Source organism: Cellulosimicrobium sp. G4 BAM 1002 (assembly GCF_057126935.1).
In genome coordinates, this window is record NZ_CP182109.1 from 4,232,409 (window position 1) to 4,254,952 (window position 22,544).

General features: G+C 73.2%; 19 protein-coding genes. 7 read left to right on the top strand and 12 right to left on the bottom strand.

Going from position 1 to position 22,544, the window contains the following annotated elements; genetic code table 11:
* Positions 1 to 1,089 carry a hypothetical protein gene (locus ACMXGY_RS18880; protein WP_483774500.1) on the bottom strand — a complete coding sequence of 363 codons (1,089 nt, stop codon included), beginning with the start codon at positions 1,087 to 1,089 and terminating at the stop codon, positions 1 to 3.
* 47 nt (positions 1,090 to 1,136) lie between these two features.
* Positions 1,137 to 1,523, bottom strand: coding sequence for a hypothetical protein (locus tag ACMXGY_RS18885; protein WP_483774501.1), 387 nt, complete (start codon positions 1,521 to 1,523; stop codon positions 1,137 to 1,139).
* A 141-nt stretch (positions 1,524 to 1,664) separates the two neighbouring features.
* Between ACMXGY_RS18885 and ACMXGY_RS18890 the strand changes: the two genes are divergently transcribed.
* Complete coding sequence (locus ACMXGY_RS18890; protein WP_483774502.1) at positions 1,665 to 2,261, top strand: MarR family transcriptional regulator; 597 nt, start codon at positions 1,665 to 1,667, stop codon at positions 2,259 to 2,261.
* Positions 2,254 to 2,733: a HEPN domain-containing protein gene (locus ACMXGY_RS18895; protein ID WP_483774503.1), complete on the top strand. Its 480-nt coding sequence runs from the start codon at positions 2,254 to 2,256 to the stop codon at positions 2,731 to 2,733. The genes ACMXGY_RS18890 and ACMXGY_RS18895 overlap by 8 nt, the downstream gene beginning before the upstream one ends.
* Positions 2,734 to 2,775: 42 nt before the next feature.
* Here ACMXGY_RS18895 and ACMXGY_RS18900 read toward each other — a convergent pair whose 3' ends face one another.
* The gene (locus tag ACMXGY_RS18900; RefSeq protein WP_483774504.1) at positions 2,776 to 3,291 is read right to left on the bottom strand and encodes a hypothetical protein; all 516 of its coding nucleotides are present in this window, start codon (positions 3,289 to 3,291) and stop codon (positions 2,776 to 2,778) included.
* Between the two features lie 168 nt (positions 3,292 to 3,459).
* On the opposite strand from ACMXGY_RS18900, the gene ACMXGY_RS18905 reads away from it, so the two are divergent.
* Both ACMXGY_RS18905 and ACMXGY_RS18910 read left to right on the top strand, forming a co-directional pair.
* Entirely contained in the window at positions 3,460 to 4,587 is a 1,128-nt protein-coding gene (locus ACMXGY_RS18905) for a saccharopine dehydrogenase family protein (protein WP_483774505.1), read from the top strand.
* Positions 4,588 to 4,617: 30 nt separating this feature from the next.
* Positions 4,618 to 5,238, top strand: coding sequence for a hypothetical protein (locus tag ACMXGY_RS18910; RefSeq protein WP_483774506.1), 621 nt, complete (start codon positions 4,618 to 4,620; stop codon positions 5,236 to 5,238).
* 235 nt (positions 5,239 to 5,473) lie between these two features.
* Here the strand turns inward: ACMXGY_RS18910 and ACMXGY_RS18915 are convergent, their stop codons facing one another.
* The 7 genes from ACMXGY_RS18915 to ACMXGY_RS18945 all read right to left on the bottom strand — a co-directional run bounded on the left by ACMXGY_RS18915 (position 5,474) and on the right by ACMXGY_RS18945 (position 16,779).
* The gene (locus ACMXGY_RS18915) at positions 5,474 to 7,963 is read right to left on the bottom strand and encodes an OmpL47-type beta-barrel domain-containing protein (RefSeq protein WP_483774507.1); all 2,490 of its coding nucleotides are present in this window, start codon (positions 7,961 to 7,963) and stop codon (positions 5,474 to 5,476) included.
* Between the two features lie 106 nt (positions 7,964 to 8,069).
* Entirely contained in the window at positions 8,070 to 12,077 is a 4,008-nt protein-coding gene (locus ACMXGY_RS18920) for a ThuA domain-containing protein (protein WP_483774508.1), read from the bottom strand.
* A 106-nt stretch (positions 12,078 to 12,183) separates the two neighbouring features.
* On the bottom strand, positions 12,184 to 13,320 hold the full coding sequence (locus ACMXGY_RS18925) for a multicopper oxidase domain-containing protein (protein ID WP_483774509.1): 1,137 nt from the start codon (positions 13,318 to 13,320) through the stop codon (positions 12,184 to 12,186).
* Positions 13,321 to 13,800: 480 nt separating this feature from the next.
* A complete protein-coding gene (locus tag ACMXGY_RS18930) occupies positions 13,801 to 14,667 on the bottom strand; it encodes an alpha/beta fold hydrolase (protein ID WP_483774510.1) in 867 nt (288 codons plus the stop codon).
* A 122-nt stretch (positions 14,668 to 14,789) separates the two neighbouring features.
* The gene (locus tag ACMXGY_RS18935; protein WP_483774511.1) at positions 14,790 to 15,089 is read right to left on the bottom strand and encodes a hypothetical protein; all 300 of its coding nucleotides are present in this window, start codon (positions 15,087 to 15,089) and stop codon (positions 14,790 to 14,792) included.
* Positions 15,086 to 15,718: a hypothetical protein gene (locus ACMXGY_RS18940; protein ID WP_483774512.1), complete on the bottom strand. Its 633-nt coding sequence runs from the start codon at positions 15,716 to 15,718 to the stop codon at positions 15,086 to 15,088. Before ACMXGY_RS18940 ends, ACMXGY_RS18935 begins: the two co-directional genes overlap by 4 nt.
* A 68-nt stretch (positions 15,719 to 15,786) precedes the next feature.
* Positions 15,787 to 16,779: a WXG100 family type VII secretion target gene (locus ACMXGY_RS18945; protein ID WP_483774513.1), complete on the bottom strand. Its 993-nt coding sequence runs from the start codon at positions 16,777 to 16,779 to the stop codon at positions 15,787 to 15,789.
* A 157-nt stretch (positions 16,780 to 16,936) separates the two neighbouring features.
* Between ACMXGY_RS18945 and ACMXGY_RS18950 the strand changes: the two genes are divergently transcribed.
* Complete coding sequence (locus ACMXGY_RS18950; RefSeq protein ID WP_483774514.1) at positions 16,937 to 18,142, top strand: hypothetical protein; 1,206 nt, start codon at positions 16,937 to 16,939, stop codon at positions 18,140 to 18,142.
* 4 nt (positions 18,143 to 18,146) lie between these two features.
* Here the strand turns inward: ACMXGY_RS18950 and ACMXGY_RS18955 are convergent, their stop codons facing one another.
* Complete coding sequence (locus ACMXGY_RS18955) at positions 18,147 to 20,186, bottom strand: MDR family MFS transporter (protein ID WP_483774515.1); 2,040 nt, start codon at positions 20,184 to 20,186, stop codon at positions 18,147 to 18,149.
* 165 nt (positions 20,187 to 20,351) lie between these two features.
* A complete protein-coding gene (locus ACMXGY_RS18960) occupies positions 20,352 to 20,732 on the bottom strand; it encodes an ArsR/SmtB family transcription factor (protein ID WP_483774516.1) in 381 nt (126 codons plus the stop codon).
* A gap of 187 nt (positions 20,733 to 20,919) precedes the next feature.
* On the opposite strand from ACMXGY_RS18960, the gene ACMXGY_RS18965 reads away from it, so the two are divergent.
* Together ACMXGY_RS18965 and ACMXGY_RS18970 are read left to right on the top strand one after the other, a co-directional pair.
* A complete protein-coding gene (locus ACMXGY_RS18965) occupies positions 20,920 to 21,636 on the top strand; it encodes an NADPH-dependent F420 reductase (RefSeq protein ID WP_483774517.1) in 717 nt (238 codons plus the stop codon).
* A gap of 206 nt (positions 21,637 to 21,842) precedes the next feature.
* Positions 21,843 to 22,514, top strand: a complete 672-nt coding sequence (locus tag ACMXGY_RS18970) for a histidine phosphatase family protein (protein ID WP_483774518.1) — start codon at positions 21,843 to 21,845, stop codon at positions 22,512 to 22,514.
* Positions 22,515 to 22,544 lie beyond the last annotated feature (30 nt).

Consider the following 22,544-nt stretch of genomic DNA (forward strand, 5'->3'; position numbering starts at 1 on the left):
TCAGCGTGCGGCGGGAACCCCTCCTAGCGGCCCGGCCGCCAGCTGGACCTCGCTCGTGTAGCAGTAGAAGCCCGGCACGCGCTGGCCGGACCGGAAGGTCACCTTGTTGAGCTGTCCCGTGCGGTTGGCGATGACGTTCCACGGCAGCGGACCGTCGCCGGCCACGTCGACGAGCTGCTGGAGCGCGGCGCGCGACGAGTCCGCGTTGAGGTACACCGGCACGCCGCGCACGGTCGCCCACACGACCGCGCGCCCGCCGAACGTGCCCACGTCCGCGAGCGTCGGCGATCCCGACGCGAGCACCGACCGCAGGTGCTGCAGGAGAGCGTGCTCGTCGAACGGGTCGTCCTTCGTCCCGCGCGGCGCACGGACGGGCGGCGTCGGCGCGGGGCCGGCCCACGGGGCAGCACCACGGGCGGCACGCGCCGGCCCGGACCCACCGGCCGCCGCGCGGTCGGCCTCGGAGTACACCGCGTGCTGCTCGCGCGCCGCGGCAGGCGCGGCACCCGCGAACACCGCGCCGCGCATCGCCGCCATGCTGCGCGACGTCGCGGCGTACGCCTCGTCGACGCTGCCCAGGTCGTACGTGAGCGACCGCTCGCGCTTCACGCCGAGCGACGCGCCGACCTCGATCGCGTCCTGGTTGGCGCCCATGTAGAGGAACGTCCAGCCGAACTGCTCCTCGCGCTCGGTGACGAGCGCCTTGATCGCGGCGTGCGTGTACTCCTCCGAGGCGTTCTCGAGGCCGTCGGTCATGATCCCGACGATCACGGCGCCGGGCCGCTGCTCCTCGGGGAGCTGCGCGATGCGCAGCGCGGTCGTCTGCACGAGGCGCCCGATGGAGTCGAGCAGCGCCGTCATGCCGCGCGGGCGCAGGTCGAGCGGCGGGACCTCGCGCACGTCGAGGTCGGTGTAGAGCTCCTCGTACTCGTTGTCGAACTGCGCGAGCGTGACCGTGCAGCGGCCGGGCGCCTCGCGCTGCTCGGCGAGGAACAGGTCGAAGCCCTGCTCGGTGGCCTGCTTGATGGACTGCATCGAGCCGGACCGGTCGAGCAGCATGGCGAGGTGGGTGAGGGTCTGGTCGGGCATGGCGGTTCCCTTCGTCGTGCTGCTCGGGCTGGCGGTTCGGGGAGTGCTCAGGTGCGGCGGCGGAACCGCAGCGGTTCGACGGCGGTCGTCGGCTCGGGCGGCGGGGTCCCCCGCTCGCGGTCGTAGCGGGCGCGCGTGACGCCCTCGGCGGAGACGCGGCCGTCGGGGCCGGAATAGCCCGCGAGCGCCGGGGTCCGCGCGATCCGGGGCGGCACAGTGTTGGGCGCGACGCCCGCAGCCTCGGCGACGGATCGCATCGACGACCCGGCGAGCAGGGCCTCGGCCATGGCCTCGTCGAGCGCGACGTCGAGCAGCGCCCGGGCCCGTGACAGCGGCTCGACGGCGTCGCCCGGCGCAGCGGCCGACGCCTCGTCGAGCGCCGCGCGCGCGGCGTCGAGGCGAGGGCGGGGGTGCCGTGAGGCGTCGGTGGTCATGACGTCACTCTATGTGCAGTAATTGCACACGCGCAAGACATGCGCAGTGTTTTCACCTCGGAGCGCCATGCCTCACCTGGCCAGGTCGCCCCCGGCGGGGAACCCTAGAACTTTCATGAAGCAGCGACTAGCCTCCGTTTTATGAAAGCTGCCTCACCGCTCCTGCTTCCCCTGCTGAGGTCGCGAACACAGGGGGACATCCTCGCGCACGTCCTGCTCGACCCGGACCGTGCACAGAGCATCTCGGAGATCGCCGAGTCCGTCGGCACCTCGGCACCGACGGTGACCCGCGAGGTCGCGCGCCTCGAGGACGCCGGCCTGGTGCAGACGACGAAGCGCGGCAACACACGGCTCGTCCACGTCCTCACGGAGTCGGTCGTCTACGGCCCGCTCGTCGGCCTCCTAGCGGTGACCTTCGGTCCGCTCGCAGTCCTGCGCGACGCGCTGGGCGGCGTGGAAGGCATCGCGCGAGCCTTCGTCTACGGGTCGTGGGCGGCTCGGTACCACGAGCTGCCCGGCCCGGTCCCCGCCGACATCGACCTCCTCGTCGTGGGTGACCCCGACCGCGACGAGCTCGACGACGCCGTCGAGGCTGCCGAGCGCCGCTTGCACCGGGAGGTGAACGTCCGCCGCGTCCGAGCCGACGAGTGGGCGCGCGACACGAGCAGCTTCAAGCAGACCGTGCTCGACGGTCCGACCGTGGACGTGCTCGGCGGCTCCGGAACCGCGGATGCCTGAGTCGCGAGGACGGTGGACGACCGGGGAGGCCGTCGTCGTGGCAGCGCTCGAGCAACGCCGGCTGCAAGCCGTATACCCGTCAGCAGATCATGCGGCGCTGCTCGTCGAGCAGGCCGAGCAGCACCTGCGAACGGCAGCCCTCGTCGTCGACGTCGACCCGGCCGGCGCCTTCACGATGCTGTACGACGCCGCGCGCAAGTCGATGGTCGCCGTCCTTGCGGTCCAAGGCCTGCGCCCGACGTCTCGCGGCGGGCACCGCGTCGTCCAGGACGCCCTCGAAGCCCAGCTGGGGCGAGACGGTCGGACCGTCGTCCGCAGGTTCCGCGAGCTGCGCCTGCGCCGACACGACTCCGAGTATCCGGACCTCGACAGCCAACCAGTGACTCCGGACCAGGCACGTGAGGGCCTGGAGGACGCACGGACCGTCGTCGCTGCGATGAAGCGCTTCCTCCCGCTCGTGGGCCCCTGGTGACACGACGTCGACGGCGCATGCCGCGCGGCCGCGGACCCCGCTTCAGCCCGCGAGCGCTTCCCGCATGATCCGGACGGCGCGCGGGCCGACCCCGTGCAGGGCGAGGAGCTCCTTGTCACTCAGCCGTGCGACGTCGGACAAGGACGTGAGGCCCGCGCCGGCGAGCGCGCGCGTGGCCGGCCGGCCGATCGCGGCCGGGAGGTCCCCGGCCTGCCCGGGCTCGACGGAGTCCCCCGACGCGACGGGCGCGGCGAGGCGCTTCGGCGCCCGGTGCAGCCATGCGCGGCGCACCCAGTGGTTGAGCTGCTGACCGTTCATGTCGGCGAGCGGCACGCGCACGCCGAGCAGCGTCTCGCCGCGCGTCACGCGCTCGGCGGTGGGGTGCTCGGCGAGGACGGTCGCGACGTCGTCGGCCGCGAGGTGCAGCCGCACCACCTCGCCCGCCGTCGAGGCGAACGTCGTGGCGCGCACGGTGAACCCCGCTCCCCCGGCACGCGGGGTCTCCTCGGTCTCGGGCAGCGCGAGCGCGGCCTTGCGCAGCTGGGCGAGCGTCGTCATGCCGCCACCCTGCCACGGGTCGCCGGACCTCGGACACCCTGCGAGTCAGTCGCAGCCGACCTACGCTCACCGGAACCGAGCGGAGGAGACCCTGGTGCAGAACGCTGCCCGACCGAACACCCGACCGGCCGCACGACCCACCGCACGACCGGCCGCACGACCGGTCGCATGACCGGCCGCATCGTCCTCCTCGGCGCGACGGGGTACACCGGGACGCTCGTGGCCCACGAGCTCGTCCGCCGCGGCGCCCGGCCGGTCCTGGCCGCCCGCTCGCGCGACAAGCTCGACGCGCTCGCCGACGACCTGCGCGCCACCTCCGGCTCGTGGGCCGAGCCCGAGACGGCGGTGGTCGACCTCCACGAGCCGCGCACGGTGCGGGCGCTCGTGGACCGCGGCGACGTGCTCGTCTCGACGGTCGGGCCGTTCGCGCGCCACGGCGGACCCGCGGTCGACGCGGCGATCGGCGCGGGCGCGGTCTACCTCGACTCGACGGGCGAGCCGGCGTTCATCCGAGAGGTGTTCGAGCGCCACGGCCCGCGCGCCCGCGAGGCGGGCACGACGCTGCTCACCGCGTTCGGCCACGACTGGGTCCCCGGCAACGTCGCGGGCGCGCTCGCCCTGCGCGACGCGGGCGACGCGGCGACCCGGCTGCGCATCGGCTACTTCGGCAGCGGCGGGGGCGGCACGAGCGGCGGCACCCAGGCGACGGCCACGGCGTCGCTGCTCGAACCGTCCTACACGTTGCGCGACGGCTGGCTGCGCACGGAACGGCTCGGCGCCCGGACGGTGATGTTCGACCTCGAGGACGGAGCGGACGGCGGGCGCGTGCGCGGCATCTCCGCGGGCGGCACGGAGCCGTTCACGCTGCCTGTCCTCGCGCCGGGCCTGCGGGACGTCGACGTCGTGCTCGGCGTCCGCAGCCCGGCCCTGCGCCTCGTGCCCGCGGCGACGGCGCTCCTCGCCGGGGCGCTCCGGGTCCCGGGGCTGGGCACCGGGGTCCGCCGCCTCGTCGGGGCCCGCGCGTCGGGCTCGAGCGGTGGCCCGGACGCCGCACGGCGCGCGCGGTCGCGCAGCCACGTGCTCGCCGACGCGCGCGACGCCGACGGCGCGCTGCTGCGCCGCGTCCGGCTCGACGGCCCGGACCCGTACGACCTCACGGCGCGGTTCCTCGCCTGGGGTGCGATGCGTGCGGCCGAGGAGGGCGTGCGGGACGTCGGCGCGCTGGGTCCGGTCGAGGCGTTCGGGCTCGACGCGCTGCTCGACGGCGTGAAGGGCGCGGGCATGACCGTGCGCTGATCCGGGACACTGATCCGGGACACTGTGCCCGTGAGCAGCAGCTGTCAGCCCCGGCCCCCGCACCGGCGCACCCTGGTCTGGACGGCGGTGCGCGGTCGCGAGCGCCTCGCACCGGTCGCCGACTTCCTCGCGGTGCTCGCCATCCTGCTCGCACTGTTCGCCGGGTCGGTGTGGTTCCTCGTCGCCATGATCGCGACCGAGGAGGGGGTCGCCGCGACGGTCGCCGCGCTCCCCGTCCTGGGCTTCGGCGTCGGCCTGGTGATCTACGTCCGCAGCCCGGTGCGGCAGTCGGTGGTGCTCCGCCCGGACGAGATCGAGCTGCCGGTCGGGACGGAGCCGACGCGCGTCGTCGTGCGCTGGGACGACGTCGCGGCCGTGCGCACGCTGCCCGGCGAGCGCGGGCCGGTGCTGCAGGTCGACCTGCACGACGGCGCCCGCGCCCGCCACGCGGAGGGCGAGGACCTGCTCCAGGGTCGCCCGCTCCACGGCCCGTCGCCGGACACCGTCGACGTCGTCGACGCCGAGGCAGTCGCGCACGTCCTGCGCCACCTCCTCGACCACCCGGACGACCGCGCCCGGCTCGCCGAGCGCGGGGGCGTGGGGATCGTGCTCGCGTTCGCGCGCCCGGTCTACGGCGAACCGCCGGCCTGAGCCGCGCCGCCGTCGACGACTGTCGCCCGGCGAGTGACCCGCCGAGCACGACCCTGCGCGCGGTCGAGCACGACCTTGCTGTCGGAATGGCGCCCAGAACGACAGCAACGTCGTGTTCGGCGCGTCCCGGGTGGGCGGCGGCACGACGACGGCCCGGCCCCGCGCCCCGGAGGGAGCGGGACCGGGCCGTCGCCGGTCGGACGTCGGTTCGGTCAGGCGTCAGCCGACCGATCCGTCAGCGGCCGATGTCGGACAGCAGCGCCGCCTCGATGACGAGCTCGCGCTCGGTGTCGTCGAGCACGCCGTCGAGGACGAGGTCCTCGGTGACGAGGCTGACGTGGTCGACGAACTCGCGGTGCGTCGCGTACTCGTCGGTCTCGGCGACGTGGTCGTTGACCGTGCAGCCGGTGCCGTCGTCGTAGTTCTGCACCGTGCTGTCGTGGCCGTCGATGACGACCGTCGGCCGCACGTCGGAGCCCACGCAGCGGTCGCGGACGAGCTGGAGGACCGTGAACGTGACCTCGCCGGTCGCCGAGACGTTGCCCACCCCGTCGACCGCGCGGTAGCGCACGACGTGCTGGCCGTCGGCCGCGAACGCGACCGGGGCCGCGTAGCGCTGCCACGCACCGCCGTCGGCCTGGAACTCGATGCGGTCGACGCCCGACTCCTCGTCCACCGCGGTGAGGGTGACCCGTGCGCTCGCGACGAAGTCGCCGTCACGCGTGCGGCTGCCGCCCACGCCTGCCGTGACCACGGGACCCTCGGTGTCACCGGGCTCCTCGCCGCCCGCGATGACGAACGTGACGCTCTTCGGTGCCGACACGTTGCCCGCGACGTCCGTCGCGCGGTAGGTGACGGTGTGCTCGCCCGGGGTACGGACCGAGACCTGCGTCGCGTACGGGGTCCACGCACCGCCGTCGAGCTGGTACTCGACGGACCCGACGCCCGAGTCGGCGTCGGTCGCGTGCAGGCGGACGAAGACGTTGCTGAGGTACTCCCCGGCCTCGTTCTTCTCACCGCCCATCACGCGGTGGGCCACCGTGGGGGCGACGGTGTCGCTCCCGTCGCCCTCGACGACGGCGAACGTGACGCTCGCGTCCTCGGAGACGTTGCCCGCCTCGTCGGTCGCGCGGTAGGCGAGCGTGTGCTGGCCGGGCTCGTCGACCACGACGGCGCCGGTGTACGGGGCCCAGCCCGCGCCGTCGAGGTCGTACTCGACGGACGCGACGCCCGAGCCGTCGTCGGTGGCCGTGATCAGCACGGACGCGGAGCCGACGTAGGCGCCGGTCTCGTCCTGCGTACCGCTGACCTCGTTGGTGACGGTCGGAGCGGTCGTGTCCTCGCCGGCGTCGGCGACGACGGTGAACGTCGAGACCGTCTCCTCGGACACGTTGCCCGCGACGTCGGTGGCCCGGTAGACGAGCGTGTGCTCGCCGGGCTCGTCGACGACGAGCGGCTCGGTGTACGGGGCCCAGCCGGCGCCGTCGAGGTCGTACTCGACGCTCTCCACACCGGACGCGTCGTCCGTCGCGGTGAGCGTCGCCGTGGCGGACCCGACGAACGCGCCGTTGTCGTCCTGCTCCCCCGTGACCTCAGCGGCCACGGTCGGGGCGGTCGTGTCGTCCTCGCCGCCCGCGACGACGGTGAACGCCACGGAACCGACCTCGGACACGTTGCCCGCGACGTCGGTCGCCCGGTAGGAGACGGTGTGCTCGCCGAGCTCGGTGAAGGCCACCGTCGTGGTGTAGGGCAGCCACGCGCCGCCGTCGAGCTGGTACTCGACCGACGCGACGCCCGACCCCTCGTCCGCGGCGTGCAGCATGAACGAGGCGGTGCCGACGTAGGCGCCGTTCTCGTCCTGCTCGCCCATGAGCATGGGCTCGACCGTCGGGGCGGTCGTGTCCTCCTCGCCGGAGCCCTCGACGACGGTGAACGTCGCCGTCTGGGCCTCGGACGTGTTGCCGGCGACGTCGGTCGCGCGGAACTGCAGCGTGTGCGCGCCGACGGCGTCGACGAGGAACGGCTCGTCGTACGCCGTCCAGCCCGCGCCGTCGAGGTCGTACTCGACGCCCGCGACACCAGAGGCGTCGTCGGTCGCGGCGAGCGTGACCGTCGCGCCGCCGACGTACGCGCCGTCGCCGTCCTGCTCGCCCGTGACCTGGGCGGTCACGGAGGGCGCGGTCGTGTCGTCCCCACCGCCGCCGTCGGTGACGACGAGCTCGCCCCACATCTCGCCGTGCCCGGGGATCGCGCAGAAGTAGCGGTACTTGCCGGGCGTGAGGTTCACCTGCGCCTCGTGGCGCCCACCGTTCGCGTCGAACGGGCTCGCGAGGATGTTGAGGTTCACGTCGTGGTTGTAGCCCGGGGTCGACGTGTCGAACGTGAGCGTGTGGCTCATGCCGAACGTGCTGCCGGTCGCGATGCTGTTCTCGAACACGATCGTCGCGGGGCCCGCCTCGGCGGTCGCGGGGAAGGTCTTGTAGTCGGTCACGCTGTTGTCGCCGGTCCAGGTGAGGACCTGGGCGGCGGCGACGGTGGCGTCCGCGGCGGACGCGAGCGAGGTCGCGGTCGGGGCTGTGGCCGCGACGGGGGTCGCGGTGGTGGGGGCAGCCGTCGCCGGTGCGACGGTGAACACCGTCGCGGCGGTGAGGCCCGCGACCGCGGCGGCCACGAGCCGCCTGGCGCCCGTGCGACGGGTGTCGCCAGGGCCGGTTCGTCGTTCCATGGGGTGCACTCCTCGTGCGTCGTTGGTGCGAGGTCTGTGGTGCGAGATCGGTCGACGGTGGTCCGCCGTCGTGCTGGACGACGGCGGACCACCGGACGTGCGGGTCCTACAGGTCGGCCACGCGGATGTCACGGAACTCGATGAGGTCCGAGTTCCCGTGGTTCTGCAGGCCGATGAACCCGCTGTCGAACTGGCGCAGGTCGGTCGGCGGGTCGCCCGCACGGGACGACTGCTGTCCCGGCGAGTTCTCCCACTCGTTGATGACGACGCCGTTGCGGATGATCGTGTACTGCTGACCGACCACCCGGATCTCGTACTCGTTCCACTCGCCCTTCGGCTTCTCGCCGCCGGTGTTCAGACCGAGCGGGTCGAAGTTGTAGACCGAGCCGGTCTTCTGCGGCTCGCCCGTCGGGCCGTCGTAGATCTGGATCTCGTGACCGCACGAGATCGCGACCCACGCCGGGGACTGACCCTCGGCGCACTCGACGTCGCCGGGCTCGTTCGGGTTCGGGAACCGGGTGAACACGCCGGCGTTCGCGTAGTGGTCACCCTCCGAGACGTCGCGGTAGAGCAGCTTGACGGAGAAGTCGCCCAGCTCCTCACCCGCGTACCAGAGCATCCCCAGCCCGCCCTGCGAGCGGATCGACCCGCCCGGCTCGAGCGTGAACTTCCCGCCCGGTGCCTGGAACCAGTCGTACAGCGACGCCTCGGTGCCGTCGAAGATCGTGCGGTACCCGCCCGGGTCCACACCGATCTGGGACCGGGCCGCCGCGTCGACGAGGCGAGCGCGCTCGCGCTCGTCGATCCGGCTGTCGTCGTACAGGCTCTTCGCGACCGACTCCACGTGCGCCAGGAACCGCGCGTGGGTGCGCCACTCCTTCTCGTCCTGGAACAGGTCGTTCATCGTGCAGGCGCCCAGGTCGAGGTTCTCGACCGTGGAGTCGACGTCGCCGAAGAACACCGTCGGGCGCTCGTCGGGCAGGGTGCACGACGGCGAGCCGTCGGTCGTGACCGTGGCCGTCGACCCGTCCGCGTACGTCACGGTGAGCTTGGCCTCGTACGTCCCGATGCGGGGGTACTTGTGCTTCGGGTTGGCCTGACGCGAGGTCGAGCCGTCGCCGAACTCCCAGAGGTAGGAGACGCCACCGGAACGCTCACCGGTGAACTGCACGGTCAGAGGGTCGCCCTGGATGCTCGTGGCGGACGCCGCCGGGGCCGGGGTCGGAGCCCCGCCCTGGTAGGTGATCCGCATGAGCTTCTGGTTCGGGTCGAGGCTGAAGAAGCCGCCCGCGTAGTCGACCATGTACAGCGCGCCGTCCGGACCGAACTTCGCGTCCATCCAGCTCTGCAGCAGCCCGTCACCGCGACCGCCCGGGATGATCTGGCGCAGGTCCTCCATGAACGCCGGGGCGCCCGCCTCGTCGACCGTGTCGGGGTTGACCGTCACCGCGACGCGGTTGTTCGAGTTCGACTGGTCACCGATGAACCACTTGCCCTCCCAGTACGAGGGCCACGCGACGTCGGACTCCGGGTCGACCTGCGACTGCCGGTAGGTCGGGCCGGACATGACGGCCTGGCCGCCACCCCGCAGCCACGGGATGGTGTAGGTCGCGTCCTCGTCCTCGTACGTCGGGATGCCGTTGCCGCGGTCCGGGAAGACCGGCCCGCCGCCCGACGGCGAGTACCAGATCATGTTGTCCCGCACGGGCGGGAGGTCCACGAGGCCGGTGTTGCGGGGGGACGTGTTCTTCGGGTTGTCGCAGTCGTACCAGCCGGTGAGGACGCTCGCGTCCTCGTTGCTCCGGTCACGGTACGGCTGCTTGTTGCCCATGCAGTACGGCCAGCCCTGGTTGCCCGCGGACGTGATGATCGTCGCGGTCTCGTACTTGGCCGGGCCGAGCTCGGGGTTCGGGCTGCCGGCGTCCGGCCCGACCCAGGCGGCGGTGAGCCAGTTCGTGTCGGGGTCGATCTGCAGGCGCGAGATGTTGCGCACGCCCATCACGTAGATCTCGGGACGCGTCTTGTCCGCGGGGTACTCGCCCACCGGGAACAGGTTGTCCTCCGGGATCGTGTACGTGCCGTCGGGCTCCGGGTGGATCCGCAGGATCTTGCCGTTGAGGTCGTTCGTGTTGCCCGAGGTACGGCGCGCGTCCTGGAAGCTGATGCCCGCGTACTCCTGCGTCCAGTTGTTGCCGGAGTACCCGTTCGAGCCGCCGGACGAGTTGTTGTCACCCGAGCCGATGTAGAGGTTGCCCTCGTCGTCGAACGCCATGCCGCCGCCCGCGTGGCAGCAGCTGTGGATCTGCGTCTCCCACTCGAGCAGGTCGACGCGCGTGCTCTGGTCGATCGTCGGGGTCGCCGGGTCGTACGTGAACCGCGAGACCGTGCGGTAGCCGACGCGACGCTCACGGTCGATGTTCTCGTGCGGCATCCAGTACACGTAGAGCCAGTGGTTGTTCGCGAAGTCGGGGTCCGGCACGATGCCGAGCAGCCCCTCCTCGTTCTTCACGAGCTCGTCGCCGCTGCCGCGGTTGCCCATGACGTCGAGCGTCGTGAGCAGCTTCGCCTCGCCGGACTCCGGGTCCCACTGGTGGATCGTGCCGCAGCCGAGGCCCACGTTCGGGTCGCTCCACGGGACGATCGGACCGGTCGCGCACGCGCCGCGCCCGATGTAGAACACCGTGCCGTCGGGTGCGATCGTCAGGCCGTGCTGCTCGCCGTTCTGGTCCAGCGTGCCGGGCGTGTTCACCTGGGACAGGCGCTCGGCCTTGTAGTTGGACGCGATGGTCGCCTGGCAGTCGCCGCGCACGACACCCGTCGTCCACTGCAGCGCACCGAGCAGGTGCGTGCGGAACGTCTCGTCCTCCCAGCTCTCGGGCGTGCCGCCCATGCCCGTGAAGAACGAGCGGCCGCCGTCGTAGTCGCGGCACCAGGACAGGGGCTGGAACGGGTTGGTCGTGGGGCCGGCGTCGGCGCCGGGCTCGAGCGTCGCGACGGTGTGCACGTCACCGGTCGGGTCCTCGGACCAGTCGAGCCACTTGTCCTCGCGGTCCCACGTGAGCGGGAGGTCCGCCGTCGCGGGGTGCTGGCGGTCGACCAGGTCCACCGTGCGCTCCTCGACCGGGATCACCGGGTCGGGCTGCTCGACGGAGTCGGGGCCGAAGATCGAGAGCTCCGCGAGCTGGATCTCGGCGTCGCCCGAGTTCGCGGTGACGTCCAGCCGGTACCAGCCGTACTCGGTCTCGTTCCCGACGTCGAACGTGCGGGGCTGGAAGCGCTGCGGGAAGTCCTCGTCGGTGCGCGTGTCGAGGTCGACCCACGTCTGGCCGTCGGTCGAGCCCTGGAGCTTCCAGTTCTTCGGGTCACGGCCCGCGGAGTCGTTCGCCGACGTGATGCCGTACTTCACGAGCGCGACGGGCTGCTCCATGCGCAGCGTGAGCTGGCCCGTGTTGGCGAACGTCAGCCACTTGGTGCCGGGGTCGCCGTCGACGGCCTTGGGCGGGGCCTCGCCGGCCGGGCTGCGGCCGGTGCCGGTCGCCTCGGCGACCTTCTCCGCCGTCATCGTCGCGCCCTTGATCCGGGCGCCGACGAGGCCCTCGAACCACTTCGACGTCTCCTGCGAGCGCGCGGCGTCGCGCACACCGAGGAAGCCACCGCCGGTGTTGATGTACGCCTGGAGCGCGGCCTCCTGCTCGCCGCTCAGCTCGATGCCCTCCGAGGAGAGCATGACGACGCCGCGGTACTCGCCGAGCGTCGCCTCGCTGAGCATCGCGGGGTCGGACGTCGCCTCGACGTCGAACCCGTTGGCGGCACCCAGCTCGGTCAGCGCCGCGGTCGCCGCGACGACCGGGTCGGTCTGCTCGTCGGGCGCGCCGTGGAAGACGAGCACGCGCACGGGTGCGGTCGCCGCGGCCGTGGCGAGGGGAGCCGTCGTGAGGGCCTTCGAGGCCACCGCGGCGTTCGTCGGTGCCGTGGCACCGGTCTGGGCCGCCGCCGCCGGGATCACGGCGGCGCTCGCGATGAGCGCGGCGCTCGTGAGGCCGACGGTCAGGGCCCGTAGTGCTCCCGGTCGGGAGCGTCCCTTCGTCAGGGATGTCGATCGTCTGGACAGCACTCTGCAACTCCTTCGTCCTCGGTGCGACGCTCCCGGACGGGCCGGGAGCGGGTCCTGCGGGTGCGGGTCGTGCGATGCGGCGAGCCGGTGGCCCGTCACGTCCGCATCAGTGGCCGGCGTGTCCGCCCAGGTCGACGACGGCCGGGCCGGTCCCCCCGGCCGCGGCGCCGTCGGTCGTGGCCGTCGCGCCGGACGGTGGTGCTTCGGGTGGCGCCGACATCGTGTGGCTGTGGCCCTGGAACCGGTCGATGGTCTCCTGCGCCCCCGCCGGCATCGAGCCGTCGGCGTTGCGCACGAGGAAGACGCCGGCCATCCCGCCGTCGGAGTGGAACTGGACGTGGCAGTGGTACATCCACGCCCCCGGCCCGACGCCCAGCCCGGCGACGACCTGGAACCCGAACGCGTCACCGGGGTTGAGGTCCCGGTTGTCCACGACCTGGCTCGTGTCGTACTGGTCCGCGAGCAGGCCGGTCCGGTTGTTCGCCCAGCGGTGGGCGTGCAGGTGGAAGGTGTGGAGCTGGTTCCCGTGGCCGATGCAGATGAACTCGACGCGCTCGCCGAGGTTCGCCTCGTACAGCGGCGTGTCCGGGGCGACCTTGTTGTTGATCGTCATGTCGTTGAAGACCATCGTGAACTGCTTCTGCGGCAGCACGTCCCCGACCCGGCGCACGACGAGCGCGCCGTAGAGCCCCGCGGCGATCCCCTGCGTGCCGTGGTCGCCCCACGCGTGGTCGTGGTAGTGCCAGTAGCCCGCGCTGCCCGGCATCCAGATGCCGCGGTCGCGCGCCATCTTGACGGTCGACCACGTGTACGTCCGCGTCTGGCCCGGCTCGTTGAACGAGTTGTTGAAGGCGCTGCCGTCGCTGTTCACGTCGTAGTTCACGCCGTGCGGGTGGATCGAGAGCCGCTGGTCAGTCGTGTTGACGAGCGTGATCTCGAGCGTCTCGCCCTCCCACATCTCGAGGATCGGCCCGGGCACGGTCGCCTTGCCGCGCTCGAACCCGTAGCCGACGAGCGTGTCGGAGATCCGCTCGGCGTACATCGTGATCTTGCGGACGGTCGTGCTCGCCGTGAGCGGGGCCGCTGCGGCCGAGGCCGCGGGGGGCATCGCGGCGACGCTGCCCTGGGCGCCGAGCAGCAGCGCGGCCGCGGGGCTCGCCGCGACGACGCCCGCTCCAGCGAGCAGGGCGCGCCTCGACAGCGGCTTGCGCGGCGGGACGACGTCGGTCGTCGGGTCGGTCATGAGGTCTCCTTCCGGACGGCGAGCGGGCTGCTCGGCTGCTCGCCGCGGTCGTGCGGTCCCGGCAGGGCGCGAGAGCGTGCGCGCGCGACGACGCGCGAGCGAGCGCTCTCCTGGCTGTGGGGACGTGGATCGAGGGTGGGGGGTGGGTCAACGGGGGATCAGGGCAGGGGCCTCGTGAGGCCCCGCAGAGCACGCGTCGGTGCGTGCCGCTCGGTCGTCGGCCCGGACGTCGCGCTGCCCTGCACGGCACCCGGCCCCCCGGTCGGTTCCAGGGGCAACGAGATTCATGACACCGCAGTCAGGAGGCGATGTCAACAGGTAGGCGAAAGTTGTGTCGACAACAAGCAAAAGTCCGCTGCCCATCGACGCTCGTTCGCGGTGCGCCTCGACGAGACCCCGTCCGACCTGCCAAAACACGACCAGGCGGTCGCCATCTGTCGGATGGCGACCGCCCGGTCTTGCTCGGCTCGACGAGGGTCGTCAGCCGACGAGCGCCTCTCGAAGCGCCCCGGCGAACGCCGCCGGGTCGTTGTCCGGAGACCACTCGTTCACCATGAAGCCGCCGTGGTCGCCAGGGAACGTCACGGCCTCGGTGCCGAGCAGCTCCGCGAGCGCCGCCCCTCCGCGCCACGCCAGCGTTCCCTCGCCCTCCGCGCTGACCACCGGCACGATCCGCACGCCCGACGCCCGCAGGGCGTCACCGTCCGGCGACCACGACGGCATCGTGGCGAGGTTCCGGCCCAGCAGGAGGTCGTCGCGCGAGCCGTCGTCCTCGCTGGGCATCCCGAACATGGCCGGGTCGGGCGCGGGTCGGTCGAGGTAGTCCGCAGGGAGGGTGCCCTGGTGGCTGACGAGCGCGATGAACTTCGCCATCGCGGGCCCGAAGCCCTCGCGCCCGTACGTCTCGACGATGTCGGCCTGGACGGCCGTCGCGACGTCGCGGTCCTCCAGGAGCGTCGTGATGGGCGGCTCGTGCGACACGAACGTCCGCACGTCCCGCGGGTGCCGCTCGATCCACGACAGCCCCACCACACCGCCGCCGCTCGACCCGAAGACGTCGACCGGGCCGAGACCGAGCTCCGCGACGACCCGGTGCAGGTCGTCCGCGTGCTGCTCGACCGACACCTCGCCGTCGGGGGCCAGGGTGCTGCGCTCGACGCCGCGCGGGTCGTACGTGACGACGACGCGGTCGTCGAGCAGCGCCACGAGCTGCTCAAACCCGGACGCTCCCATGGGCGAGCCCATGACGACGAGGGGCAGCAGGTCGCCCGCGGCGTCGGGCGTCCACACGTCGTAGGTGAGGACGGCGCCGGGCACGTCCAGGGTGTAGGTCTTGCGCTCGCTCATGGTCGTCTCCGCATCGCCGTGGTTCGCGCGCCGCGGGTGCGGCGGTCTCGTCGGTGCAGACGCCCGGTCCGTCGAGAACTCATCGCTCCTCGGTCGGCGCGGCCTCGCCCAGGGGTCGAGGTTCAGGCGTGCGGTCGCCCGCGCTCCTGCGCGCGCTGCGCGGCCGCCTGCTTCCAGGCGGCCGACGTGCGGACCTTGACCAGCGCCCACAGCAGGAACACCCCGAGCGCGAGGGCCGTGGCGGCCCCGAACCACCGGCCGCCGTCGTCCGGCGGCGCGGCGAGCACGACCACGACCGGGACGACGAGGAACAGCACCGCGAGGACGGTCAGCCAGCCGGCGAACGTGCGCAGCCTGCGCGCGCGGGCGGGGTCGGGCGGCGGCGGGCCGGCCACCTGCCCGTACGGGCCGTGGCCGCTCATCGCAGCGCGTCCCGGACGCGGGCGAGCGCGGCAGCCTGGTCGGCCGGGGCGTCGGGCTGCACGGTGAGCCGGCCCTCCGCGTCGGCGGGTTCGAGCGCGACCTGCCACGCGCCGTCCGCGTCCCGGTGCGCGCTCGCGGTGGTGCTGCCGTCGAGCGTGACCACCTTGACCGTGACGGCGACGGGCTCGCCGTCGGGCGTGACGTCGACGCCGCGTGCCGCGAGGTCGACGCCGGCCTCCACGAGGTCGGTCCCCTGCGCGACGGCGAGCGTGTTCCACACGTCGTACCCGCGCGGCGTGATCATCAGCGCGCCCTTCGCGGTGCCCACGAGGACGGCGGCGTCGGCGCTCTCACGACGGGCGACGCCGACCTCGACCCAGGTCTCGGCGGTGGTCAGTGCGCCCGCGACCGCGCCCGCGAGCCCGTCGGCCCGGATCTGCGTGCCCTCGATCGTCGCCAGCTCGCGCACGAGCAGCGACGAGAGCCCTGCACGCTTGGACTGCGGGTCGGTCGCCGGGTCGGGGATCCGCAACGACGTCGCCGACTGCGTCGCCGCCGGCCCCGGCGCGAGCGCGACGAGCGCCGCGAGCTCGAAGGTGGTCAGCGGGAACGTGCTGGGTGCAGCCACGGTCTCTCCAGGTGGTGTCGGTGCGTCTCAGGGTCGTGCAGGCGGGACGGTCGCGGTTACGGCCGAATCTAGCCGAAGGAGAAGAGGTCCCTCAGCGGCGAGGTGACGTCGTCGACGAACTCGGCCGCGCCGTCGACGACGTCCTCGGCCGCGTTGCCCGCGGACTCCCACGCGTCGCCCGCGAAGTCGGCGACGTTCGACCCGACGTCACCCGCGAAGTTCGCGACCTCTCCGGGCCAGGTCGCGATCCACTCCGTGGTCTCCATGCCGTCGGGCGTGAGCTCCTGCAGGCCCCACCACGCGAGGCCGCCGACCGCGAGGCCCGCGGCGACGCCCCACCCGACGGGGTTGGACGCGAGGAACCCGGTCGCCGCCGCGAGCCCGAGACCACCGGTGATCACGCCCGCTCCCCCGAGCCCGGCGGAGATCGCGCCGTCGCCGATCGCCCACCCGTTGCCGTCGAGGAAGCCGTTCGTCATCTCGGTGACGCCCTCGACGTACTGCAGCATGCCGAGCCCGATCCCCAGCACGCTCAGGCCACCGGTCGCCCAGCCGGGCGCCGTGAAGATGTCGAACTCGTCGAGCGCTCCGAGCGTCGCGTCGGCGAGCCCGCCGATGCCGCCGACGATGTCGTCGATCCAGTCCGGGAAGCCGCCACCGTCGTCGCCGCTCTGCGGGCCACCGGGACCCCACGGGCCGCCCGGCCCCCACGGACCGCCGGGTCCCCCCGGGCCGCCGGGGCCCAATGGGCCGCCGGGGCCCCACGGGCCCCCGGGACCGCCAGGACCGCCCGCGGCAGAGGTCGTCTCCTGCTGGTCGGCGTGCCCGCGCAACGTGTCCGACTGCGTCGCGAGCAGGTCGGCGACGCTCTGGAGCGCCGGCCGCCCGATGTTGGTCCAGTCCGCGAGGAACTGCTGCTGGTCCGGCCCCTGCCAGCGACCGCCGGAGACGAGCGGCGTGATCGTCGAACCGACGGACCGCAGCCGGTCGCCCGCAGCGCTCATGTCCGAGGCCAACCTGCGCAGGTCCTCGACGTCAGCGCCCCACATCCCCTGGCTCACGCCGTGCTCCTTCGTCCGTCGGCCGTCCGTGCCGGTCGACCGTAGCGGAACGACCCGTCCGCGCACCATGGGGACCTCTCCCCGGGCGCGGACGGCCCGGAAGCCGACGGACCTTGGGTCGGTGCACGGCGCCCTGCGGTGCCACTACCCTCGCAGGATGCCGTCATCGAGGACCGCCCCCGCCGTCGTCGTCGCCGGGCTGCTCACCACCGTGCTGTGGGTCGTCACCGGGCAGGCCGCCGACTGGCTGTCCGGCGGTTCGTCGCCCGTCCTGCCGGGCGCGGTCGTGCGGGCCCTGCTGCCCCACCCGACCGGTCTCGTGGCCGGCGGCGAACCCGTGTCGGGGAGCACCGTCCTGGCGGCGGCGCTCGCGGGTGCCGTCGTCGCGGTCGGCACCTCCCTCGCGCTGCGGCGCCTGCCGACGGCGACCGGCGGCTGGGCGGTGTTCCTCGCGGTCTGGTTCTCGGTCGTCGGCGCGTCCGTGCTCGCCGGCTCGGTCGCGTGGTTCGCCGGCGTCACGCTTCCCCTGCCCTGGACGGCGGACACGGTCGAGGGCTTCGTCGCCGCCGCGCTCGGCGGGTACTGGGGGCTCGTGAACGGGCTTCTGGTCGGGCTCGCGGTCGTCGTGACGCGCGTGCTCCTGGACCGGCGCGACGACCCGGCCGGCACGCGGCACACCCGGCAGCTGACGACGGTGCGCACCTGGCCCGTCGCGCTCACCACCGGCGTGGCGACGGCCGTCCTCTGGGCCGGCGTCGGCATCACGCGGACGCTCGTCACGGGAGCCGTCGACCCGCAGTCGACGTGGGGGGTCGCGCGCGACGTCGTCCTGCTGCCCGCCGCCCAGCTCCCCGTCGACCGCGACGCGCTCCTCGCCGACCCGGTCGCCCTCGCCCTGCCGGTGGTGGTCGGTGTGGTCGTCGCGACCCTCACCGCCCTCGCCGCGCGGCGGCTCCCCCCGTCGGCCGGCCGCTGGTCGCTCCTGCTCGCCGTGTGGTTCGCGTGCGTCGCCGGCGCGGTTCTCGCCTCCGTCGTGCCCGTCGTGGTCTCGACCGTCACGTCGGGCGGCGCGCTGCCCGACGTCGGGCGCACCTTGCCCGTCCTCGAGGCCGGGCTCGCGTGGGGCCTGGTGTGCGGCGTCCTCGTGGCTCCGCTCGCGGTCGTCGTCCACCGGTATGCCGGGCCGGTCCGCCGCAGCGGGGACGAGCAGGCCGACGAGCCGTGGCCGTCGCCGTCGGGCCATGGCGAGGCGGCCGCGACCGATACGACCGCGGCCGGGGGAGCCGACGAGGTCCGAGCGGCAGACGCCCCGGAGCCGGCCCGCGACGGGCGCGAGCGCGACGAGGTCCCCGCGAACGCCTGACCGCTCAGCGCGCGGGCTCGGGGTCGGCGAGGAGCTCCTCGGCGACGCGGCGGACGAGCTCGTCGACGGCGGGCTCGTGGTCCCAGCCGGCCACGTACGTCGCGAGGCGCTCGCGCTCGGCCTCGCGCAGCCGCTCGGCGGCGGCCAGGCCGGCCTCGGTCGCGGTGACCGTGTCGCCGTCGAGCGTGACGAGGCCCCGCCCGGCGAGCGACCGGGCGACGTCGCGCACCCGCTCCTCGGGCTGCCCGGACCGCTCGGCCATCCTCAGCACCGAACGAGGCCCCTTGAGGGACGCGCGCGTCAGCATCCAGCACTCCCCCGGCCCGAGGCCTACCTGCCCGGCGATCACGCGATACACGGCCAGCGGGTCGCGCGCTCCGACGCGCCGCCACAGGATCAGACGGAGCTCCTCGAGCGAGGTGCGGCTCGACGGGAGGGCGAACGCCTCGCCCGCGGAGTGCCCGGCGACCTCGGCCGGGTCGGGGGCGCCGGCGTCGCGCGACGTGCCGCGCAGCGTCGTCTCGGGCAGGAGCCAGGTGAGCGCGAACGCGACGACCGCGACGGGCACGGCCCACAGGAACACCGTGTGCAGCGAGGCCGCGTAGGCGTCGAGGAACCAGTCCTGCACGTCGGGCGGGCACTGCGCGAGCCCGGCGGTCGACGCCGCGAGCGCCGCCGGGTCGCACGGGCCCTGCGCGTCGGCGGGCACGCCCGCGACGAGGTTCGCGCCGAGCCGGTTCGCGAAGATCGTGCCGAACACGGCGACCCCGACGGCCGAGCCGACGGTCCGGAAGAACGTCGCCCCTGACGTGGCCGTGCCGAGGTCGCGGTACTCGACGGCGTTCTGCACCGCGAGGATCAGGACCTGGTTGACCATGCCGAGCCCGAGCCCGAAGACGAACATGGACAGCCCGGCCTGCAGGGTCGAGGTGTCGCGCCCCATGAGCGACAGCAGGTACAGCCCCACGGCCGTGATCGCGGTGCCCACGATCGGGAAGACCTTGTACCGCCCGGTGCGCGAGATGATCTGGCCCGAGCCGATCGAGGTGAGCAGCAGGCCGAGCATCATCGGCGTCATCTGGAGGCCCGACGCGGTGGGGGTCGAGCCCTTCACCGTCTGCAGATACAGCGGCAGGAACGTGATGGCGCCGAACATCGCGAAGCCGACGGCGAAGCCGATCACCGACGCCGAGGAGAAAACCCGGTTGCGGAAGAGCCGCAGGGGCAGCACCGGCTCGCTCGCGCGCTGCTCCACGAGCACGAACGCGACGAGCGCGAGCACGCCGACGACCGCGAGCCCGTACACCTCGGGCGAGCTCCACCCCCACGTCGTCCCGCCGAGGCTCGTGATGAGCACGACCGCCGTCGCGACGACGCCGATGAGGACGATGCCCGCGTAGTCGATGCTCGGCCGCTTCGTCGCGGCGATGCGCGGAAGCACGGCGACGACCGTCACGAGCGCCGCGATGCCGAGCGGGACGTTGATGTAGAACACCCACTGCCACGAGAGGTTGTCGACGAAGAACCCGCCGAGCAGCGGTCCGGCGACCGACGAGACACCGAACACCGCGCCGAAGAACCCCTGGTAGCGGCCGCGCTCGCGCGGGGGCACGATGTCGCCGACGATCGCCTGCGACAGCACCATGAGACCGCCTCCGCCCACGCCCTGCAGGGCGCGCCACGCGATGAGCTGGCCCATCGTCGTCGACGTCCCGGCGAGGACCGAGCCGAGCAGGAAGATGAGGATGCAGGCGATGAACAACGGCTTGCGCCCGACGAGGTCGCCGAGCTTGCCCCACAGGACCGTCGTCGCGGTCGACGCGAGCATGTAGGACGTGACGACCCACGAGAGGTGCTCCGCCCCGCCGAGGTCCGAGACGATGGTCGGGAGCGCCGTCGCGACGATCGTCTGGTCGAGCGCCGCGAGGAGCATGCCGAGCATGAGCCCGCCGAAGATCACGTAGACGCGGCGCTTGGGAAGCCCTTCGCCGCCCTCCGGGGCGACCGCGGGTCCGCCCGTCGTCTCGTCCGTCGGTCCGGTCACGGCCCCTCCCCCGGGTGCGACGCTCGCTCGTCGCAGGATCGCACGGAGCCCCTGGGTCGGCACCTCCGGGCCCCGTCGCCGCGAGCCGCAGGCCCGATGGCGGACCCGTCTCCCGCACGGCACACAGGAGCGACCGATCACCCCGGTCGTGAGCGGTCAGTCGTCCTACCGCGCCCAGTCGCCAGCAGAAGAACCGATCGCACCGTGCATACTCGCGTCGGAGGGCAGGACGGACAGCTCCTTGAGAACCAGCGGCACCAGGCCAGGAAAGCGGCTGTCGAGCTCTTCGCGGCGAAGCCAGTTGCGATGGCGTGTGCCGTCGACCTCCTGGCGGATCAGCCCCGACTCCCGGAGCACGCGCCAGTGCCGCGTCAGCGCCGACTTGGACACACCGAAGTCGGCGGTGCTGCACGACGTACCCGGATCGGCGGCTATGTACGCCACGAGTGCGCGTCGAACGGGGTCTGCCAGCGCCGCCATGACCTCGAAGAGGTCGATCTCGTCCGCGGCAGGAATCGTGAGCGGCTTCGCCAGGCGACTGGCCATCTTCACGTCTCCTCTCTCGACGGGTTGACGTCATGTACACATCTGCGCGTACATTGCCATGTACGCGCTACAGCGTACATCTAGCGCGCCGTCCGGCGCGCGCTAGCCGTCAACGGCGACCGACACGTGGTCCGATGCGACGCAGCAGCGCTCGAGGTCCCCGTGACCGTCCGAAGGGAACGACGACATGACGAACATCGGAATCATCGGCAGCGGCGCGATCGGTGCCGGCATCGCCAGGCTCGCGGTCGCCGCGGGCCACCAGGTGCTGATCGCGAACTCCCGCGGTCCGCAGTCGCTGTCCGACCTCGTCGGCGAGCTCGGTGGGAGGGCTCGGGCAGGGGAGGTCGACGAGGCGGCGAGAACTGGCGAGATCGTCGTCCTCGCCGTCCCGCTGTCGGCCTATGACGCCCTCTCTGCCGACGCGCTCGACGGGAAGATCGTGCTCTCGACCGGCAACTACTACCCGTCGCGCGACGGGCGGATCGAGGACCTCGACTCGGGTGCCATGACCACGGCCGAGTACGAGCAGGCAATCCTGCCGGGTGCCGTGGTCGTCAAGGCGTTCAACAACATCGTCGCCCACCACATCCCGTCGCTCGCGCGGCCCGCGGATGCGCCGGATCGGTCCGGGCTCGCGGTCGCCGGCGACGACACCAGCGCCAAGCGCGCCGCTTCCGAGCTGGTCGACACGCTGGGGTTCGAGCCGGTCGATGCCGGGAGCCTCGCCGAGTCCTGGCGGTTCGAGCCCGAGTCCGGCGCGTACACCACGATCTACGCCGCCGACCTCGAGACCTTCAGCAAGGACTACCTCGCGGACGACGGGGCGCCTCTCCCCGCCGAGCGTCTGCGCACGATCCTGTCGGCGTCGTTCCGTCCGCACGTGGCCGGCCGCACTTTCTGAGACCCGCCTTCCGTCACCGGCAGAGGTCGCCGTACCGAACGCTGCGTACGGACCTTCCGCGGCCCGAGGTGCGCAACGGCGCGTGGGCGCCGAGCCGTTCCGCGCGCGGCCACACGATCGTCACCTCGTCGCCGTCCCCCCGAAACCCCGACGCCCTAGCGTCGGGCGTGACCAGAAGACCGGGACCACCGGAGGGCACAGCGACGATGACCCTGACGATCACGCTCGTACGGCACGGGCAGACCTACCTCAACGCACGCCGCCACCTGCAGGGGTCGTGCGACTCACCCCTCACCCGCACGGGGCGTGCGGGCGTGCGCGTCACCGCGCAGCACCTCGCGCGGCACGACTTCGACACCGTCTACTCCTCGCCGCAGGGCCGCGCCGTGCTCACGGCGATGGAGATCCTGCGGCACCACCCCGACCTGCCCCTCACGGTCGACCACGACCTGCGCGAGCTCTCGTTCGGCTCGTTCGAGCGCCGGCCCGAGACGCAGCTCGACGCCGTCGAGCCCTGGGCCGAGCTCGTGCCGCGCGTGCTCGCGGGCACGCACCCCGGCGTCGGGGGCGGCGAGCCGGGCGCGGAGTTCATGGCGCGCGTGCGCGCCGTGTTCACGCGCATCGTCGCCGCGCACGACGACGCCGCCCGCCCGGGCGCGACGCTCGACCGGCACGTGCTCGTCGTCGGGCACGGGCTCACGCTCGGCGCGTGGCTCGCGACGCTCGACCCGACGGGGCTCGTCGCGCTGCCCAACGCGTCCGTCTCGACGGTCGAGGTCACGGACGGCGTGCCGGTCGTCGTGTCGGCCGGCGTCGACGTCGCTGGGCACGGCTCGGTCGCGGCCCGCCCCGCGCCGACCACCGCCGTCCCCGTCTGACGCACGCCCGGGCGCCGGCCGGCACCCGGG

Coding starts and splice junctions, on each gene's coding strand:
- ACMXGY_RS18930 (WP_483774510.1), bottom strand. CDS start 14,667: ATGAGCGAGCGCAAGACCTACACCCTGGACGTGCCCGGCGCCGTCCTC.
- ACMXGY_RS18960 (WP_483774516.1), bottom strand. CDS start 20,732: ATGGCCAGTCGCCTGGCGAAGCCGCTCACGATTCCTGCCGCGGACGAG.
- ACMXGY_RS18885 (WP_483774501.1), bottom strand. CDS start 1,523: ATGACCACCGACGCCTCACGGCACCCCCGCCCTCGCCTCGACGCCGCG.
- ACMXGY_RS18925 (WP_483774509.1), bottom strand. CDS start 13,320: ATGACCGACCCGACGACCGACGTCGTCCCGCCGCGCAAGCCGCTGTCG.
- ACMXGY_RS18970 (WP_483774518.1), top strand. CDS start 21,843: ATGACCCTGACGATCACGCTCGTACGGCACGGGCAGACCTACCTCAAC.
- ACMXGY_RS18895 (WP_483774503.1), top strand. CDS start 2,254: ATGCCTGAGTCGCGAGGACGGTGGACGACCGGGGAGGCCGTCGTCGTG.
- ACMXGY_RS18965 (WP_483774517.1), top strand. CDS start 20,920: ATGACGAACATCGGAATCATCGGCAGCGGCGCGATCGGTGCCGGCATC.
- ACMXGY_RS18880 (WP_483774500.1), bottom strand. CDS start 1,089: ATGCCCGACCAGACCCTCACCCACCTCGCCATGCTGCTCGACCGGTCC.
- ACMXGY_RS18915 (WP_483774507.1), bottom strand. CDS start 7,963: ATGGAACGACGAACCGGCCCTGGCGACACCCGTCGCACGGGCGCCAGG.
- ACMXGY_RS18900 (WP_483774504.1), bottom strand. CDS start 3,291: ATGACGACGCTCGCCCAGCTGCGCAAGGCCGCGCTCGCGCTGCCCGAG.
- ACMXGY_RS18905 (WP_483774505.1), top strand. CDS start 3,460: ATGACCGGCCGCATCGTCCTCCTCGGCGCGACGGGGTACACCGGGACG.
- ACMXGY_RS18935 (WP_483774511.1), bottom strand. CDS start 15,089: ATGAGCGGCCACGGCCCGTACGGGCAGGTGGCCGGCCCGCCGCCGCCC.
- ACMXGY_RS18890 (WP_483774502.1), top strand. CDS start 1,665: ATGAAAGCTGCCTCACCGCTCCTGCTTCCCCTGCTGAGGTCGCGAACA.
- ACMXGY_RS18950 (WP_483774514.1), top strand. CDS start 16,937: ATGCCGTCATCGAGGACCGCCCCCGCCGTCGTCGTCGCCGGGCTGCTC.